The organism is Sphingomonas citricola (genome assembly GCF_019429535.1).
Classification (GTDB): domain Bacteria; phylum Pseudomonadota; class Alphaproteobacteria; order Sphingomonadales; family Sphingomonadaceae; genus Sphingomonas; species Sphingomonas citricola.
Window position 1 is genome coordinate 485,014 of record NZ_JAHXZM010000002.1, and the last position, 16,539, is coordinate 501,552.

19 protein-coding genes are annotated in these 16,539 nt (G+C 67.9%); 14 read left to right on the plus strand and 5 right to left on the minus strand.

Annotation, left to right across the window (positions count from 1 at the left end; all coding sequences use genetic code 11):
* Positions 1-7: 7 nt before the first annotated feature.
* The 3 genes from KZ810_RS06305 (at position 8) to KZ810_RS06315 (ending at position 3,414) form a co-directional block, all read left to right on the plus strand.
* Positions 8-565 carry a CAP domain-containing protein gene (locus KZ810_RS06305; protein WP_308461502.1) on the plus strand — a complete coding sequence of 186 codons (558 nt, stop codon included), beginning with the start codon at positions 8-10 and terminating at the stop codon, positions 563-565.
* Positions 566-634: 69 nt separating this feature from the next.
* Positions 635-2,122, plus strand: coding sequence for an aminotransferase class I/II-fold pyridoxal phosphate-dependent enzyme (locus KZ810_RS06310; protein WP_219768136.1), 1,488 nt, complete (start codon positions 635-637; stop codon positions 2,120-2,122).
* Positions 2,123-2,634: 512 nt separating this feature from the next.
* Positions 2,635-3,414 (plus strand): CE1 family esterase, encoded by a 780-nt coding sequence (locus KZ810_RS06315; protein ID WP_258044500.1) that lies wholly within the window; start codon positions 2,635-2,637, stop codon positions 3,412-3,414.
* A 50-nt stretch (positions 3,415-3,464) separates the two neighbouring features.
* On the opposite strand, the gene rdgB is transcribed toward KZ810_RS06315, so the two are convergent.
* Together rdgB and rph are read right to left on the minus strand one after the other, a co-directional pair.
* Entirely contained in the window at positions 3,465-4,091 is a 627-nt protein-coding gene (gene rdgB, locus KZ810_RS06320; RefSeq protein ID WP_219768138.1) for an RdgB/HAM1 family non-canonical purine NTP pyrophosphatase, read from the minus strand.
* Entirely contained in the window at positions 4,088-4,801 is a 714-nt protein-coding gene (rph, locus tag KZ810_RS06325; RefSeq protein WP_219768139.1) for a ribonuclease PH, read from the minus strand. Before rph ends, rdgB begins: the two co-directional genes overlap by 4 nt.
* Positions 4,802-4,946: 145 nt before the next feature.
* On the opposite strand from rph, the gene KZ810_RS06330 reads away from it, so the two are divergent.
* The 8 genes from KZ810_RS06330 (at position 4,947) to KZ810_RS06365 (ending at position 12,668) form a co-directional block, all read left to right on the plus strand.
* Entirely contained in the window at positions 4,947-5,471 is a 525-nt protein-coding gene (locus tag KZ810_RS06330; protein WP_219768140.1) for a DUF6438 domain-containing protein, read from the plus strand.
* 71 nt (positions 5,472-5,542) lie between these two features.
* Positions 5,543-6,586: a heat-inducible transcriptional repressor HrcA gene (gene hrcA / locus KZ810_RS06335; protein ID WP_219768141.1), complete on the plus strand. Its 1,044-nt coding sequence runs from the start codon at positions 5,543-5,545 to the stop codon at positions 6,584-6,586.
* A 48-nt stretch (positions 6,587-6,634) separates the two neighbouring features.
* Positions 6,635-7,180 carry a nucleotide exchange factor GrpE gene (gene grpE / locus KZ810_RS06340; protein ID WP_219768142.1) on the plus strand — a complete coding sequence of 182 codons (546 nt, stop codon included), beginning with the start codon at positions 6,635-6,637 and terminating at the stop codon, positions 7,178-7,180.
* Positions 7,181-7,288: 108 nt separating this feature from the next.
* The gene (locus KZ810_RS06345; protein ID WP_219768143.1) at positions 7,289-8,512 is read left to right on the plus strand and encodes a threonine synthase; all 1,224 of its coding nucleotides are present in this window, start codon (positions 7,289-7,291) and stop codon (positions 8,510-8,512) included.
* Positions 8,513-8,594: 82 nt separating this feature from the next.
* Positions 8,595-10,397 carry an aspartyl protease family protein gene (locus tag KZ810_RS06350; RefSeq protein ID WP_308461503.1) on the plus strand — a complete coding sequence of 601 codons (1,803 nt, stop codon included), beginning with the start codon at positions 8,595-8,597 and terminating at the stop codon, positions 10,395-10,397.
* Positions 10,398-10,689: 292 nt separating this feature from the next.
* Entirely contained in the window at positions 10,690-11,811 is a 1,122-nt protein-coding gene (locus tag KZ810_RS06355; RefSeq protein ID WP_258044501.1) for a PAS domain-containing protein, read from the plus strand.
* Complete coding sequence (locus KZ810_RS06360) at positions 11,808-12,260, plus strand: response regulator (RefSeq protein ID WP_219768146.1); 453 nt, start codon at positions 11,808-11,810, stop codon at positions 12,258-12,260. The genes KZ810_RS06355 and KZ810_RS06360 overlap by 4 nt, the downstream gene beginning before the upstream one ends.
* Before the next feature lie 114 nt (positions 12,261-12,374).
* Complete coding sequence (locus KZ810_RS06365) at positions 12,375-12,668, plus strand: CsbD family protein (protein ID WP_219768147.1); 294 nt, start codon at positions 12,375-12,377, stop codon at positions 12,666-12,668.
* A 45-nt stretch (positions 12,669-12,713) separates the two neighbouring features.
* On the opposite strand, the gene KZ810_RS06370 is transcribed toward KZ810_RS06365, so the two are convergent.
* A complete protein-coding gene (locus tag KZ810_RS06370; protein ID WP_219768148.1) occupies positions 12,714-13,265 on the minus strand; it encodes a PRC-barrel domain containing protein in 552 nt (183 codons plus the stop codon).
* Between the two features lie 9 nt (positions 13,266-13,274).
* On the minus strand, positions 13,275-15,095 hold the full coding sequence (locus tag KZ810_RS06375) for a YhjD/YihY/BrkB family envelope integrity protein (RefSeq protein WP_219768149.1): 1,821 nt from the start codon (positions 15,093-15,095) through the stop codon (positions 13,275-13,277).
* 196 nt (positions 15,096-15,291) lie between these two features.
* On the opposite strand from KZ810_RS06375, the gene KZ810_RS06380 reads away from it, so the two are divergent.
* The 3 genes from KZ810_RS06380 to KZ810_RS06390 all read left to right on the plus strand — a co-directional run bounded on the left by KZ810_RS06380 (position 15,292) and on the right by KZ810_RS06390 (position 16,129).
* Positions 15,292-15,585 (plus strand): hypothetical protein, encoded by a 294-nt coding sequence (locus tag KZ810_RS06380; RefSeq protein ID WP_219768150.1) that lies wholly within the window; start codon positions 15,292-15,294, stop codon positions 15,583-15,585.
* A 63-nt stretch (positions 15,586-15,648) separates the two neighbouring features.
* A complete protein-coding gene (locus KZ810_RS06385; RefSeq protein WP_219768151.1) occupies positions 15,649-15,921 on the plus strand; it encodes a DUF1488 family protein in 273 nt (90 codons plus the stop codon).
* 43 nt (positions 15,922-15,964) lie between these two features.
* Positions 15,965-16,129 (plus strand): hypothetical protein, encoded by a 165-nt coding sequence (locus tag KZ810_RS06390; protein ID WP_219768152.1) that lies wholly within the window; start codon positions 15,965-15,967, stop codon positions 16,127-16,129.
* A gap of 54 nt (positions 16,130-16,183) precedes the next feature.
* Here the strand turns inward: KZ810_RS06390 and KZ810_RS06395 are convergent, their stop codons facing one another.
* Positions 16,184-16,372 carry a hypothetical protein gene (locus KZ810_RS06395; protein ID WP_219768153.1) on the minus strand — a complete coding sequence of 63 codons (189 nt, stop codon included), beginning with the start codon at positions 16,370-16,372 and terminating at the stop codon, positions 16,184-16,186.
* Between the last annotated feature and the right edge of the window lie 167 nt (positions 16,373-16,539).

Here is a 16,539-nt window from a genome sequence, read left to right on the forward strand (position 1 = left end):
GGCGAGAATGACGCCGAAACGCCACGCCGCGCTGCTCGCCCTTTCGCTCGGGGCGTGTTCCGCGGGTAGCGGCGCCCCGGCGGCCGAGCGGGTGGTGGAGCCGATGACGCGCAGTGCGCCGGCCGCACGCGGCGCGGGGTTGCTACGCCAGGTGATGATCTCGCGGCACAATGCGGCACGCGCGGCACTGGGGGTCGCGCCGCTACAATGGGACGACGCGCTGGTGGCGGACGCGCGCCGCTACGCCGAACAGATGGCGCTGAGCGGTCGCTTCGCGCATGCCGAACAGCACGGTGAGGGCGAGAACCTCTTCACCGGCACGCGCGGCGCCTATTCCTACGCCGAGATGGTCGATCTGTGGCTGGCCGAGCGGCGCGATTTCGTCAACGCGGCGACGCCCGGGTTCAGCCGCACCGGGCGCGCCGGTGACGTAGCGCATTATACGCAGATCGTGTGGCGGCGCACGCGCGGGGTCGGCTGTGCAATCGCCAGCAACGCCCGCGACGACTTCCTCGTGTGTCGGTATTCGCCGCCGGGCAATGTCGTTGGAGAGCGAAGCTACTGATTATCAATTTATTTTCATGACATAGGTGTAATGGTTGGACACGCGCCGTCAGGGTAGCGTTCCTGCCACATGGATCAGACCCAGGCTCCCATTCTCGACGCGCTTCAGCAGATCGAGCGCAACAAGGTGCACGGTTTCGGCGCGCCGGGACATCACCAGGGCGCGGCTTTGCCCCGCGATCTCGCCCGGGTGCTGGGCAAAAGGGTGTTCGAGGCCGATGTCATCACGCCCAAGGGACTCGACGATCGGACTGAAGGTGCGCACGTCCTGCAACGCGCGCACGAGATCGCGGCCGAGGCGTGGCAGGCGGATTTCTGCCGCTTCGTGACCGGTGGTTCGACGCAGAGCCTGCACACGGCGCTCGCCGCGGTCGCCGCGCCGGGCGACACGGTATTGCTCGCCGCCAACGTCCACAAGGCCGAGCGCGCGCATGCGCTGGCGGTGGGGTTGAAGGCCGGGATCGTACCGGTGATCATCGACGAGGCGCTCGACATCGAGCACGGTGTCGCGCCCGAGGCGTTGACCGCGGCGCTCGACCAGCACCCCGATGCCAAGGCGTTCGTGGTCGTCTCGCCGACCTATTACGGCGTCACCAGCGATATCGCGGCGCTCGCCGCCATTTGCCACGTGCGCGGCGTCGCGCTGATCTGCGACGCGGCATGGGGCGGGGCATTCGCGTTCTGCGAGGACCTGCCCGACGACCCGCTGACCAAGGATGCCGATATCGCGGTCTACAGCGTCCACAAGACAATGGGTGCCCTGACGCAAGGGTCGGCCCTGCTGGCGCGGGGCGAGCTGGTCGACCGGCAGCGGCTGTGGATGGCGTACGAGTTGTTCGAGACGACGAGCCCGTCGGTGCCCATTCTAGCCAGCCTCGATGTCGCGCGGCGCGAGCATGCGCTCCACGGTGAGGCGATGTGGAGTGCGGCACTGGCGCGCGCCGTGGAGCTTCGTCGCAAGCTCAGCAAGATCAAGGGCATCCGTGTGCTCGGGCGCGATGACCTGCCCGCGGGAGCGGACCTCGACGAGACCAAGGTGCTGATCGACGTCGCGGCGCTGGGCGTGTCGGGTTACGCGATCGACGATTGGCTGAACGAGCATTACCGCGTCAGCGTCGGGCTGTCGGATGCGCGGCATCTGCTGGCGATCATCGCGCCGGGGACGACCGCCAGCGACGTGCGTGCGCTGGCACGTGGCCTGGCGGCGTGCGCGAAGGGCGTGCGCAAGGGCACGCTATCGCTCGCACCCGCGGGCGACGCACCGCCGATCGGCGCGCTGACCGTCGAGATGGCGATCGACCCGGGCGAGGCGCTGTTTGGTGCGGCCGAACAGGTGCCGCTCGCTCAAGCCGCGGGGCGGATCGCGGCGGAGATGATCGCGCCCGCGCCGCCGGGAGTGCCGCGGCTGGTGCCGGGTCAGCGCATCAGTGCGACGCACGTCGCGTGGTTGACGGCCAATCGCGATGCGGGGGCGTTCTTCCTCGATCCGATCGACCCGAGCGAGCGGACCGTGCGGGTGGTGGCGCAGCCGATCGCCCAGGCGATCGCAGCGGAGTAATCGATCGAGAGGCAAGATGCCCTGGTCGCCAGAAATCCGTCGCGACTGGACGGTGGCGACGCGCCGTGCGGTCCTACCCGTGGCGTCGCGCCCGATGGGCTGACCATGCGGTCCACAGCAGTGACGCCAAGACCACGAACGGCATGCCCGCACCCGGGACCAGTTGCGCGATGCCGAACGCGATGCTCGCGATAACGGTGGCGACGAGAAGATACAGGCGGACGGGCATCGATCGTCTCCCGGTGGCTCCAAGCATTATTGCGCGATCCGCGCGGCGGGCAAGTGCAATCGGATGTCTGACAGAGCGGCCGGCCGACGCGATCGGCTGGGCTTCGTCATTACAGGGCGGCGAACAATGTGGCGGACAACGGTTCAAGGCGGCTTCGCACTGAGCTAGGCTGACCGCCATGAATGTTCGCTCCTGCTTCGCTCTTGTCCTCGGTCTGTCCGGTCTGCTGGCGGCGGTGCCCGCAACGGCCGCGCCTTTGTGTCGGCCAGGATCGATCGCCGCCATGCCCGAGGGCGCACAGGTTCGTTTGCCGGCGACGCAGACGACCGGGCCGATGCCGCTCGTCCTGCTGCTCCACGGCAGCACCGGGACGGGCGCGGATATCCTTCGCGAGAGCGGGCTTGCGGCGACCGCCGATCGCCACGGCTTCGTTATTGCCGCACCCAATGGCGGGATCGCGGCGGGGAACGGTTACGTCTGGAACATCCCCGGGGTGCCGACCGTCAGCGGCACCATGCCGGCAGCGGACGCGCGCGACGATGTCGCGTATCTGACGCAGCTGATCGACCGGTTGGTCGCGACGGGTTGCGTCGATCCGGCGCGCGTCTACGCGACGGGGCTGTCGGGCGGCGGGCGAATGACCTCTTGGCTGGGCTGCGTCGCTGCGCGGCGCTTCGCTGCGATCGCACCGGTCGTGGGATTGCGCGCCGGACGCCCCGCCGGCGATGATCCGACGCAGCCCGATCCGGCGACGTGTCGTGCCGCGGTCCCGGTGCCGCTGCTTGCTTTCTCTGGCGACGCGGACACGACCAATCCGATCGCGGGCGGCGGCGCGCCTTATTGGCGTTATTCGCAGGCCGCCGCGCTGCAGCGCTGGGCAGCGATCGATGGGTGCCGCGCGCCGTACGTGCGCGTGATCGACGCGCGCACCTATGAGCAGGGCTATACCGGCTGTCCGGCGGGCGTGAGCGTCGCTGCACGCGTGCGCCGCGGCGGCGCGCATAGCTGGTCGGTGGTCGACAACGAGGCGATGTGGGCGTTCCTGTCGCACCATCGCCGCTGACCCGCCCCCGATGACGGAAGCGCGGCGATGGCCGCGCCTCCGTGCGATCGTCAGAAGACGGCGGCGACCATCTGGCGGAACGCGTCGCCGCGGTGGCTGATCTCGTTCTTGGCGGGCTCGTCCATCTCGCCGAAGGTGATGTCGTGACCGGCGGGCATGAAGACGGGGTCGTAGCCATGGCCCTTGTCCCCGCGCGGTGGCCAGACGAGCGTGCCGTCGACCCGGCCCTCGAACCATTCGACGTGGCCGTCGGGCCAGGCGAGCGCGAGCGCGCAGACGAAATGCGCGTCGCGGGGCGGAGCGTCCTGCGCGGCGAGCTTGTCCTCGACCAGCCGCATCGCGTGCGCGAAATCCTTGTTCTCGCCACCCCAGCGCGCAGAGAAGATGCCGGGGTCGCCGCCCAATGCATCGACGCACAGCCCACTGTCATCGGCGAGCGCGGGAAGCCCCGACAGATCGGCGGCGGCACGCGCCTTGAGCTCCGCGTTCATGACGAAGGTGGTGCCGGTCTCCTCGGGCTCGGGCAGGTCGAGGGCACCCGCCGAGATAACCTCGAGCCCGCGGCCTTCGAGCAGCGCGGCAATCTCGCGCACCTTGCCGGCGTTGTGGCTGGCGATCACCAGCTTGCCGGGCTGGAGCTTGCGGATCGCCTGCGGTTCGTTGCCTTCGCCGCTCATTGCGTGGCGCGGTCCTGCGCCGCGAAGATCTCGGTGCAGCCGATGCGCGCAAGGCGCAGCAGGCGGAGCAAAGCCTCCTCGTCGTAGGTCGCGTGCTCGGCCGTCGCCTGCGCCTCGGCGATGTGGCCGTTGCCGAGCAGGACGAAATTGCCGTCGGCGTCGGCGTTCGAATCCTCGTCGTAATCGAGGTCGAGGACCGGCTGGCCCTGATAGATGCCGCACGAGACCGCCGCGACCTTCTGCACGATCGGGTCGGCGGTGAGTTTCCCCTGCGCCATCAGCGTGTTGACCGCGAGGCGGAGTGCGACCCACGCACCCGAGATCGCGGCGGTGCGCGTGCCACCGTCGGCCTGGATCACGTCGCAGTCGAGCGTGATCTGCCGCTCGCCGAGCAGCTTCATGTCGGTGACGGCGCGCAAGGATCGTCCGATCAGCCGCTGGATCTCCTGCGTGCGGCCCGACTGCTTGCCCTTCGCGGCCTCGCGGCTGCCGCGGGTGTGGGTCGCGCGCGGCAGCATGCCGTATTCGGCGGTGACCCAGCCCTGACCCTTGCCGCGCAGGAACGGCGGGACGCGCTCCTCGACGCTGGCGGTGACGAGCACGCGCGTGTCGCCGAAGCCGATCAGCACCGAGCCCTCGGCGTGGCGGGTGAAATGGGGCTCGATCGTGATGGCGCGCATCTGGTCGGGCGCACGGCCGCTGGGACGCATGGAAACTCCTGAATGGCTGGTCGTGAAAAGCGTTGGCGTGGCCGTAGCGGGTGGCGGCGCGGCGCGCCAGAGCGTGCGGCGTCGCGCGGCGCGAGCGAGGCCGCGTTCAGCGGCGTGACACGATCGCGGCGGTATCGCCGGGGATATGAGAACGATCATCCTGCTCGCCGCCGCCGCAACTTCGCTGTCGGCCTGTGCCACGCTGCCGACATCGGGGCGCGACGCGGGGCAGTCCGCCGGGTCGGGCAATCCAGCCGCCGTGGTGGAGCGGATCACGTATGAAACGAGCGCGTGCCACGGCACGTGTCCGGTTTACGCGGTGACGGTGGATACCGACACGGGGGCGGGCGAGTTCATCGGCACGCAGCATGTCGCGGTGACGGGGGCGAGCCGGTTCTGGGCGACGCCGGCGCAGGTCCGGTCGTTCGTGCACGCTGTCGCGGCACTGCGGGCGACGCCGATCGGCGCGCTCGAGCAAGGTGGGACGGCATGCGCAACCTACGCCGCCGACCTGCCGGGCGCGACGGTGACGTGGCAGTCACCCGCGGGCAAGCGCGACGTGCGCCGGGTCGATTTCGGTTGCGCGGGTCAAACCAATCGCGCGCTGTTCGACGACCTGCGGTCGGTCCCGCGGGTGTTGCCGATCGCGGAGCTGATCGGGCGGCGGTGAGCGGAGGTGCGGGGGATTCTGCGCGCGCGGATGGGTTGCCGCGGGCGGAGCGTCGTGCCTACATCCCGCGCATGAGCGCGACCCCGCCGATCGCCGAATTGTCCGACCGCGCGCGCGACATCTTTCGTCGTGTCGTCGACGGTTATCTGCAGGACGGGCAGCCGGTGGGATCGAAGACGCTGGCACAGGCGGGGTTGAACCTGTCACCCGCGTCGATCCGCGGCGTGCTGGCGCAACTGGAGGCGATGGGCTTGCTCGCCGCGCCGCATACCAGTGCAGGGCGGATGCCGACCGAGCGCGGGCTGCGCCTGTTCGTCGACGGCATGATGCAGGCGCTGGAGCCGAGTGCCGAGGAGCGCGCGCAGATCGAGGCGCGCGCCGCCAATCGCGGGCCGGTCGAGGAAGCGCTGGCGGCGACGACCGCGGCGCTGTCTGGACTGTCGGCGTGCGCAGGGCTGGTGATGGTGCCCAAGCGCGAGGCGGTTCTGCGCTCAATCGGGTTCGTGCCGTTGGGGCAAGCTCAAGCACTCGCGGTGCTGGTGGCGGAGGACGGCGGGGTCGAGAATCGCGTGGTCGATCTGCCGCCGGGAATCGGCGCGTCGGCGTTGGTCGAGGCGGGCAATTACATGACCGCGACGCTCGGTGGACTGACGCTCGCCGAGGCACGTGCGCGGATCGAGCGCGAGCTGGGCGAGGGGCAGAGCGCGCTCGATGCCGCGGCGCGGACGCTGGTCGAGCGTGGGCTGGCGGTGTGGAGCGAGGATGGCGCCAGGCGGTCGGTGCTGATCGTGCGCGGGCAGGGGCGGTTGCTCGATGATGCGGCGGCGGCGGATCTCGAGCGGGTGCGCGAATTGCTCGACGACCTGGAGGGCAAGCAGGAGGTGGCGGCGCTGCTGGGCGCGGCGAGTGCGGGCGATGCGACGCGCATCTTCATCGGTGCGGAGAACAAGCTGTTCGCGCTGTCAGGTTCGTCGGTGATCGCGAAACCGTTTCGCGGGCTCGACGGACGCGTCGTCGGCGTGGTCGGCGTGATCGGGCCTACGCGGTTGAACTACGCGCGGATCGTGCCGATAGTGGATTTCACCGCGGCGACGCTCGCCCGCCTGATGGGTTGAGCGGCGCCGATCGCAATCAGATACGTATCACGTGAAACAGGGGCAATGATGGCCGACGAGACGACCGAAGACCTGCGCGAACAGACCGCCGAGGCAGCACCCGAGCTTGCCGAACACGACGGACAGGCCGCGCGGATCGCCGAGCTGGAGGAACAGCTCGCCGCCGCGCAGCAGGAAACGCTGTACGCGCGTGCGGACATCCAGAACGTGCGCCGCCGCGCGGAAAAGGACGCCGCCGACGCGCGCGCCTATGCCGCGACCAATTTCGCGCGCGACGTGCTGTCGGTCGCCGACAATCTGGAGCGCGGGCTCGCCGCGATCCCCGCCGAATTGCGCGGTGACGACAAGTTCAAGGGGCTGGTGACCGGGCTGGAGGCGACCGGGCGCGAGCTGGAAAAGGTGTTCGAGCGCAACGGCATCACGCGCATCGCCGCGATGGGCGAGCCGCTCGACCCCAACAAGCATCAGGCGATGATGGAAATGCCGAGCGATGCCGAGCCCGGCACGATCGTGCAGGAGATGCAGTCGGGCTGGATGATCAAGGGTCGCCTGCTGCGCCCCGCGCTGGTCGCGGTAGCGAAGAAGCCGGACTGAGCGGCGACGTTTCGATCAGGTGACGAGGGGCGGGGACAATGTCTCCGCCCTTTCTCGTTTCGGCGTCGGGCATTGTTTCGCGCGGGCGGCGCGATAGAACCCAGCGGCATGAACGAGAACCTCTCCGCCGATCGCCCGACCTTCGTCACGCATCTCGAATGTTCGATGACGGGGGAGCGGTACGCGGCCGACCAACTCCACAACCTGTCGCGGGTCGGGCGGCCGCTCCTCGTGCGCTACGATTTGGACGCGGTGGGCGCGGCGCTGTCGCGCGATCAGCTCGCCGCGCGCGAAACCGATCTGTGGCGGTGGCGCGAGCTGCTGCCCGTGCGTCATACCCGCGACATCGTCAGCCTGGGCGAGATCGAGACGCCACTGATCCCGGTTCCCAAGAGCGGCGGCGCGAACGTGCTGGTGAAGGACGAGGGGCGCTTGCCGACCGGCAGCTTCAAGGCGCGCGGGCTCGTCATGGCGGTAGCAATGGCGAAGGAGCTGGGGGTCAAGCGGATCGCAATGCCGACCAACGGCAATGCCGGCGCGGCGCTGGCGGCCTATGCGACGCGCTGCGGGATCGAGACGATCGTGTTCTGCCCGGAGGATACGCCCGAGATCAACGTGCGTGAGATCCAGGCCCAGGGCGCGCGGGTGTGGCGCGTCAACGGCTTGATCGACGATTGCGGCGCGATCGTCGGGAAGGGCGCGGCGGAAGGGCGCTGGTTCGATTTCTCGACGCTCAAGGAGCCGTACCGGATCGAGGGCAAGAAGACGATGGGGCTGGAGCTTGCCGCGCAGCTGGGGTGGCGACTGCCAAAGGCGATCTTCTATCCGACGGGCGGCGGCACCGGGTTGATCGGGATGTGGAAGGCGTTCGATGAGCTCGAACGGCTGGGCTGGATCGGTTCGGAGCGCCCGCGGATGTACGCGGTGCAGGCGTCGGGCTGCGCGCCGATCGTGCGCGCGTTCGAGGCGGGCGAGGAACATGCCGAACGCTGGGAGGACGCACATACCGTGGCGGCGGGCATCCGCGTCCCGCGCGCGGTCGGCGACTTCCTGATCCTGCGCGCGGTTCGCGAGAGTGGCGGCAAGGCGCTGGGCGTCGGCGATCCCGCGATCCTCGCCGCGGTCGACGAGTGCGCGCGGCGCGACGGCTTGCTGCTGTGCCCGGAAGGCGGCGCGACGCTGGCGGCGTACAAGCAGGCGCTCAAGAACGGCGAGGTCGACGAGGACGAGGAGGTGGTGCTGTTCAACTGCGCCACCGGGCTCAAATACCCGATGCCCGAGGCGCCCAACTGGCTCGACCGTCACGGTGCGATCGACTTCGATCAACTGTAAATTCCGGTCGCTTGCGCGCGCCGCCGCGCGGGCTAGGTTCTCTCGTGTGCGATGGGGACGCACGGGGGGGTGACGAATGCGCGTGGGTGTTGTTGCGGCGTTGCTGGGTGGCGTGATCGCGGCGACGTTGCCCGCGACGGCGAATGCGGCGGAGAAATGCCAGGTGTCCGAGGTCGCCGCGCTGCCGGTGACGATGGCCGGGCGGCAGCCGATGATCTCGACCAAGTTCGGTGACAAGACCGCGCGCTTCATCCTCGACAGTGGCGCGTTCTACAGCACGCTGTCGCGCGCGTCGGCGCAGGAATTCGGGCTGCAGATCCGCGCGCTCGACGGTTTCCGCGTCTCGGGCATCGGCGGCGATACGAGCGCGGGCGTCGCGATGGCGAGGAACTTCTCGCTCGCGGGCATTCCGATCCCCAAGGTCGATTTCGTCGTCGCCGGAAGCGACACCGGCACCGCGGGGCTGATCGGGCAGAACATTCTGGGGCTGATGGACGTCGAATACGACCTGGCGCACGGCGTCGTCCGGTTGATGAAGGTCAAGGGCTGCAAGGACGTCAACCTCGCTTACTGGGCGAACCAGCGCCCCGTCAGCATGTTGAAGCTGATCCGGCCCGCCGACAGCGTATTCCGGCCGCACACCGTCGCCGCGATCACGATCGACGGGCAGAAGGTCAATGCGATGTTCGACACCGGCGCGGACGAATCGCTGATCGCCGCGAGCGTCGCGAAGCGGCTGGGCGTGACGGCCGCGAGCGACGGCGTGACCGACGAGGGCGTGAGCGGCGGGCTAGGCACCCATCACGTCCGCACCTATCGCGCGACGTTCAAGCAGATCGAGGTCGGCGGCGAGCTGTTGAAGGGGCCGAAGATCCAGTTCGCCGACATGGGCATGACCGACACCGAGATGCTGGTCGGGGTCGACTTCTTCCTGACGCACCGCGTCTTCGTCGCCAATTCGCTGAACGCGATGTTCTTCACCTACGAGGGTGGGCCGTTGTTCGGCCTGTCGCCGCGGCGCGCGGTGACGGGAACGGGCGCGGTGATCGACCTGGCCGACAAGTCACCGCAGCCGACCGACGCGACCGCATTCAGCCGACGCGGCGCGGCCGCTGCCTCGAACAAGCGGTACCGCGAGGCGATCGCCGATTTCGATCAGGCGATCAAGCTCGCGCCCGGCGAGGGGCATTACCATTTCCAGCGCGCCTCCGCGAACTTCGCGCTCGCCTATGACCAGCGCGGCAAGGAGCCGACCGCGGCGGAAGTGCTGGCCGAGAAGGCGGGCACGGCCGACCTCGACCGCGCGATCGACCTGTCACCGGGCGACATCGACGCGCGGATGCTGCGCGCGAGCCGGCGACTGCGCGACGAGGATCGCATGGGCGCGCGCGTCGATTTGCGTACCGTCGACGCGACGCTGGCCCCGCAATCGGACCAGCGCCTGCGCGTCGGGGGCATGCTCACCGAGCTCGGTGAGTATGATCGCGCGGTCGCCAATTACGATTCGTGGTTCAAAGCGCATCCAGAGGATAGCAGCCGCGCATCGGCGTTCAATGGGCGATGCTGGACGCGCGCGCTCGCCGGAACGGGGCTCGATCAGGCATTGAGTGACTGCAACGCCGCGCTGCGGCTGCGCAAGGGCGATAGCAGCACGCTCGACAGCCGCGCGCTCGTGCGGCTGCGGCGGGGCGAGTGGAAGCTCGCGGTGGACGACTACGATGCCGCGCTGAAGGGCGATCCCGACAATGCCTGGACGCGTTACGCGCGCGGCGTCGCGCTGACCCGGAGTGGGGACGCGAAGCGCGGCAGCGAGGACCGCGCCGCCGCGATCAAGCTCGACGCGAAGATCGAGGACCGCGCCAAACGATATAATCTAACCTATTGATCGAACCTCCGACGCGCGCGGCGAACGTGTTGGTACGCGCGTCATAGCATGGCACGCTCAGGCGCGCGGCCGCGCTCGGCTCATAAACTCGCGGAGCCGATGGGCCCCTCCTTTCAGGCCGGTTGTATGTTTTCGCGAGATCATTTCGCTGATCTGGCAGGACCGTTCCGACCTGTTGCGGCGTTACGCGACACAACTTGGCTTGCGGTCACATCTGCCGCATAGACGTTCCTAATGTAGGTTGGTGTTTGTGCTCGGCGTGCGTTCGTCCGCGGCAGGAAGCGGGATAATGATGGATCAACGCGACAACTGGCATCTGACCGATCTGGTCGAGCACGAAAGCGGGCGCGGCGATCCCTTCGCCGCCGCCGTGCGCGCGACGCGGATGCCGATGATCATCACCGATCCGCGGCAGGACGACAACCCGATCGTGTTTTGCAACGAGGCGTTTCAGAACCTGTCCGGCTACGATCGCGACGAGATCATCGGCACCAACTGTCGTTTCCTCCAAGGCCCCGAAACCGATCGCGCGAAGGTCGCCGAGGTGCGTACCGCGATCGAGGCGGGCACCGACGTGGCGGTCGATCTGCTCAACTATCGCAAGGACGGCTCGACATTCTGGAACGCGCTGTACGTCAGCCCGGTGCGCAACAGCGACGGCGAGATCCAATTCTTCTTCGCCAGCCAGATGGACGTGAGTGACCGGATCGAGGCGCAGGAGCGGATCGCGCGCCAGAAGGCCGAGGTTGAGCGGCAGGTCGAGGAACGGACGGCCGATCTGAAAACCGCGCTCGACGACAAGACGTTGTTGCTGCACGAGGTCGACCACCGCGTGAAGAACAACCTGACGATGATTGGCTCGCTGCTGCGGCTGCAGGCGCGGGGGATCGCCGACCCGGACATCCTCGCGCGGCTGAATGCGATGCTGGAGCGGGTCGATGCGCTCGCGAGCGTCCATCGCCGCCTGTACCAGTCGGACGATGTGACGCGGTTCGACGCGGGGGCGTTCGCGGTTAACCTTGCCAACGACGTGGTCGCGTCGAGCGGGCGCACCGAGATCGACGTGAAGACCGACGTCGCGCTGATCGACATTCCGTCCACCAATGCGTCCGCGCTCGGCCTCGTGCTGAACGAGATCGTGACCAATGCGGTCAAGCACGGATTTGCCGACGGCCGCGCGGGAACGTTGACCGTCACCGCGCGACGCGACGCGGACCAGGGCATCATCAGCATCGCCGACGATGGTCCGGGGTTCGACGCGTCGAGCACGCCCGAGGATGGCCTGGGTCGAATGCTGATCCGCCGGTTGTCGCGGCAGATCGGCGCGAGCGTCGACTGGTCGTCGGCGACGCCCGGCGCGCGCGTGACGATCCGGTTCGCGATGGAGCCCGATGCGGTGAGGGCGGCGGCTTGATCCGACTTACCAGTCCGTTCCGCGTCCTGATCGTCGAGGACGAAGCGCTGCTCGCGATGGATATCGAGGCGCTGGTCGAGGATGCTGGCCATCTGGTGGTGGGGGAGGCGGCCTCGGTCGACGAGGTGCACGCCTTGCCCCTGTCGGCGGCACCCGATCTCGCGTTCGTCGACCTGCAACTGGCGTTCGGCAGCAACGGCCTGGATGCGGCGAGGTTGATCCACGAGCGCTGGGCGCGCGCTGCGGTGATCTTCGTCACCGCCAACCCGAAGAAGATACCCGAGGATTTCGCGGGCGCACACGGCGTGATTCCCAAGCCGTTCTCGCGCGCGGGGCTGACATCGGCGCTGCGCTATATCGAGGAAGGCCTGATCGCGCCGCCACCGACCAGCCCGATGCCGGCGAGCTTCATCGCGTCGCCCGCCTTCGCGGCGAGTTGGGAGGATTGACGCGCTGCGTTGCGGCAAAAGCGCCGCGCGCAATGAACCGAACCGCCGCTTCGTCGTTACCGGCATCCTGAGGCGCTTGCGCGCCCCGCGTCTTCAACGACAAGGAGGTTTCCAATGAACATCGACGAGCTGAAGGGCACCGGCAACGACGTCAAGGGTCAGGTCAAGGAAGCGTTCGGCAACGCCACCGGCGATCACGAGACCAAGGCGGCCGGCGTCGCCGACCAAGTAACGGGCTCGGTGCAGAAGACCGTCGGTGCGGCCAAGGAAGCGGTTGCCGACAACGTTGCGCCGTTCGCCGACCAGGCACGTGGCTTTGCCAAGAAGCGCCCGTTCGCGACCGCCGCGCTGGTCGGCGTGGTGGGCCTCGCGCTGATCAACACGCTGCGCGGCAAGTCGGCAGCCTGATCGATCGGGACGCGCGGGTCGATGCCCGCGCGTCCTCCACATTCTTTAACGTGTTTCTGCCAACGTCAGCAGCGCGAGTGCTGCGGTATCGAGGTTGGTTTCCAGTGCGGCGTCCCGTACGCGTGCCATGTTGCGCGGTAGTCGTCTGAGCGTCTCGCCGACACCTGCCACGCCGCCTTCGCGTACGATGAAATAGTCGATCGTACCGCCCGCGCAGGTCGCCAAGGCATCGACGCTGTGCGCGATCACCTGTCCGCCTACGCCCGTCACCGGTAAGCCGTCGATCCGAGAGATCGAGAACAGCGGTTCGCACTTGCCATGCTCGCTGCGGGCCTGTTCCGCGTCGGCGGCGTCGCTGAACTTCGCGCGGCGCCCCAGCCAGCGCCAGATACCGAAGACGTCGACGACGCCGAGGAAGACGTTCGACCACAGCAATTGCGTTTGCCCGGTTTTCAGCCCGACGACGATCCAGGCGACCGCACCGATCGTGAAGACCACGAACCCCCAGCCGGTCACGCGCGCGCCCAGATTGGACGCGGTCATCAGCGCGGCGACGCAGGTGGCGGCGAGCGCGACCCATCCGGCGATATTTTCCATCAACCCCTCCTAACGTGCCAGCGGCGAGTGGCGGTGATCGGCGAGGATCGCGGCGACGTCGTCGTAGAGCGCGCAAGCACCCGCCCGCGCCAACGTGCCATCGGAAAACCCGCCCGATCGAACCGCGACGGTCGCGATGCCGCATTTCGCCGCCGCCGCGACGTCGTAGGGGGTATCGCCGACGACGCGGACCGCGGCGGGGGAAACGCCCAGCTTCGTGACCGCTGCCGCGAAGATGTCGGGGGCGGGCTTGGTCGTCTCCGCGTCGTCTTTGCTGGTTGCAGCAGTGAGGATATCGGCGACGCCGAGCAGATCGACGTAATGATCCAGCTCATCCTTGCTCGCCGACGAAGCGAGCGCGACCTTCTGTCCCTGCGCGGCGACGTGGCGCAGCAGGTCGGCGGCGCGTGGGAAGGGGCGGACGCGGTCGAGATAGCGGGTCTTGAAAATTTCCCCGTGTCGCGCCGACAGTCTGTCTCGCTCCGCATCGCCGACGTCGGGGATGAGTGCCGGGATCAGCAGGTCGCCGCCCTTGCCGATCTGATCGTGGATGCGCGCGGGCGCGATGTCATAGCCGCATTCGTGAAACGCATGCTGCCACGCCCAGACGTGATAGTCGTTGCTGTCGACCAACGTGCCGTCGATGTCGAACACGACCGCTTCGACCGCGTGCTGCCGTGCCGGTCGCCGCGATGCCCAGGCAAGCAGTCCCGCCCCCGCCAATAATGCCGCGCCGGGCAGCGCGCGTCCGTCGCGACGCAGCAGTGCGAGGCCGACGGTCGCGCCGATCGTCGGTAGAGCGCCGATTTTCCCGACGCCGGCGAAGCGCGTCGCGCGCGCGGCGATTTTTGCGGCGGCATCTCCGTTCAGACCGGCATGGGGCCGGGCCAGTCCAACATCCTGCGATGGCAATACGGTGTCGGTAACCGCTTCGTCGGCGACGTGATCGGCGACCCAGGCGCCGCGCTCACCCATCGGACGGGAGCCGCGCGTGGTGTCGTGCGCGGTCTGATGCTCCAGCTCCGAATTGAGCTCGGCGCCGAACAGCAGGATGTAGCTCGACAGATACAGCCAGGTCAGCAGCACGATGACCGTGCCAATCGAGCCATAGGTGGCGTCGTAATTACCGAAATTGGCGACGTAGATCCCGAACCCGATCGTCAACAGCAGCCACAGGAGCGCGGCGAGCAGCGAGCCGGGCGTCAACCACGTCCAGCGCGCGTGACGGCGCGACGGGCCGTAGCGATAGAGCGTCGCCGCCCCCGCCGATCCGGCCGCGGCGAGCAGCAGGTAGGTGACGATCTTGCCCAGCACCGCGACCGGTCCCGGCAGCGCCGGCAGCAACGTCTGCAGATAGCCGAGCACCGTCACCGAGATCATCGCAAGGATCGCGACGACGACGGCACAGGCGGTGATGCCAAGCGCCAGCAACGTCACGTGGACGAATCCACGCGTTTCCTCTTCTTCGTACGCGATGTTGAGCGCGGTGATGACCGCCCCCGCCGCGTTGCGCGCGCCGAACAGCGCGATGCCGAGCGCCACGAGCAGGCCGAACCCCTTCTTCCCGTCGGAGGTCTGTACGACGTTCAGCAACTGCTCGCCGATCAGGCGCGCTGCCTGTTCGGGCAGGACCGAGGTCAGCGACGCCATGTTCTGCGTCACGGTGTGCGAATCGGCGACGAGGCCGTAGGTGAGCACGATCGCACCGAGCAGCGGAACCAACGCCAGAAATCCGTAGAAAGCGACGCCGGCGGCAATCAACCCGACATTGTCGTTGCTCGTTTCGCGCCAGGTGCGCAGCGCGACTTGTTTCCATGCCGGCCACGGCATCTGCCACGGTGATTGCGCGTCCGTTCCATTCGCTTGCACGCCGGTATTGCCCCCTGACCGTCATTGCCGTCGCTCGGGAAAACCGCCGCTCCACCCGGTCGTTCCGGTATTGATACGGGTTAAGCCGTTCGTCTGCCTGCGGAACCTGCCGGTTCACCGGCGCGCTTGTCGGCAGGATGATCGAGAGGATTGACGGATGACCGAGGCGAGCTGGGGCGGTGGTGCGATCGAGTGGACGATGAGTGCGTCGCTGGAGGACGTGACCCGCGGCGGCGAGCAGGTGCCCGAAGTTACCAGTCTGGAACGCGCGGTGCGCGCGTGGCTCGATCTGCCCGCGGAGCGGCGTGGCGCCGCCGTGCTGACGGCAGAACGACCCGTGACGCTGCCAGGTGAATTGCCGGCGGATCGCTACGTCGGGGACGCGATCGGGCGGATCGCGGAGCATCTGTCCGGCGACGGCGGCGGGGACGAGAGTGGTGACGCCGCCTGAGTGGCGGAACACGCGCGCGCGACGAGGCTTGTAGCACCTGCTGAGCAGTTCAAGAGGTAGAAAATGGCAGCGAGCCAGTTGGAGATCGATCATTCCAGCATTCTCGACAACATCGACGGCGAACAGGTCGAGTTCACCGGCGAGGTCGACGCGGAAGAATATGAGTTCGCGGTGCAATATGACGTGCTGGAGGCGCTAAGTGGCGATCGTCCCGACGGCGATGCCGCCGACACATTCCAGCGCTTCATCGACCAGATCAGCGACGCGGCGCTGGCGGCGCTCGCGCGCAATTCGGATCAGGCGATCATCATCGTGAGCGAGAACGATCTGGAATAACCGTGCGTTCGGTTGAGGATTTATAGAAAGAGGAGAGACGGTGATGAGCGAGCAAGAGAAGCCTGCGGACGCCCTGGGCGATTACAAGGATGCGGCCAAGAAGAGCCAAGATGCGGGGATCGCGGACGAGAGCGCCGCTTATGACGAAGCGATGGTCCCGACCGAGGGCGGCAAGCCCGCGCAGGACAGCGAAGCGCACCCGAGCTGAAAACATGATGCGGTGGTCACACAGCCACCGCATCGGCCAATATCGAAGCTCAGACTATCGGCCGTTCGATTGTGCCGACATCTTTTCGCGCATGCCGCTCGCCAGATCGGCCTGATCGATCCGGCGCAAGAGATCACTGAACGTGTCGTCGCGCGGCACCGGGAAATGGCGCGTGAAACTGGTACCCAGCACGTCGAGGTCGCGCTGCGTCAGCAATCCAACCGAGACGATCTTGTCAGCCACCGCATATCTCCTGACGCAATGAACGGACTGCGGGGAATTTGGTGCCGTCAGGCCGACGAGTGGCGGCGAAAGTTGCAAGAAAACTACACTTTCTCTGAACCTTAACATACATCAGTGGCTGCACGGGTAACAAGGATGGGGATCGGTTTGTGCCCGGGCGCGGCGCG

Bases quoted from the DNA above. Each gene is read 5' to 3' on its own strand.
- KZ810_RS06355 (WP_258044501.1), top strand. From the start codon at position 10,690: ATGGATCAACGCGACAACTGGCATCTGACCGATCTGGTCGAGCACGAA.
- KZ810_RS06345 (WP_219768143.1), top strand. From the start codon at position 7,289: ATGAACGAGAACCTCTCCGCCGATCGCCCGACCTTCGTCACGCATCTC.
- KZ810_RS06305 (WP_308461502.1), top strand. From the start codon at position 8: ATGACGCCGAAACGCCACGCCGCGCTGCTCGCCCTTTCGCTCGGGGCG.
- KZ810_RS06385 (WP_219768151.1), top strand. From the start codon at position 15,649: ATGGCAGCGAGCCAGTTGGAGATCGATCATTCCAGCATTCTCGACAAC.
- KZ810_RS06380 (WP_219768150.1), top strand. From the start codon at position 15,292: ATGACCGAGGCGAGCTGGGGCGGTGGTGCGATCGAGTGGACGATGAGT.
- rph (WP_219768139.1), bottom strand. From the start codon at position 4,801: ATGCGTCCCAGCGGCCGTGCGCCCGACCAGATGCGCGCCATCACGATC.
- grpE (WP_219768142.1), top strand. From the start codon at position 6,635: ATGGCCGACGAGACGACCGAAGACCTGCGCGAACAGACCGCCGAGGCA.
- KZ810_RS06370 (WP_219768148.1), bottom strand. From the start codon at position 13,265: ATGGAAAATATCGCCGGATGGGTCGCGCTCGCCGCCACCTGCGTCGCC.
- KZ810_RS06365 (WP_219768147.1), top strand. From the start codon at position 12,375: ATGAACATCGACGAGCTGAAGGGCACCGGCAACGACGTCAAGGGTCAG.
- KZ810_RS06315 (WP_258044500.1), top strand. From the start codon at position 2,635: ATGCCCGAGGGCGCACAGGTTCGTTTGCCGGCGACGCAGACGACCGGG.
- KZ810_RS06310 (WP_219768136.1), top strand. From the start codon at position 635: ATGGATCAGACCCAGGCTCCCATTCTCGACGCGCTTCAGCAGATCGAG.
- hrcA (WP_219768141.1), top strand. From the start codon at position 5,543: ATGAGCGCGACCCCGCCGATCGCCGAATTGTCCGACCGCGCGCGCGAC.
- KZ810_RS06375 (WP_219768149.1), bottom strand. From the start codon at position 15,095: ATGCCGTGGCCGGCATGGAAACAAGTCGCGCTGCGCACCTGGCGCGAA.
- rdgB (WP_219768138.1), bottom strand. From the start codon at position 4,091: ATGAGCGGCGAAGGCAACGAACCGCAGGCGATCCGCAAGCTCCAGCCC.
- KZ810_RS06390 (WP_219768152.1), top strand. From the start codon at position 15,965: ATGAGCGAGCAAGAGAAGCCTGCGGACGCCCTGGGCGATTACAAGGAT.
- KZ810_RS06330 (WP_219768140.1), top strand. From the start codon at position 4,947: ATGAGAACGATCATCCTGCTCGCCGCCGCCGCAACTTCGCTGTCGGCC.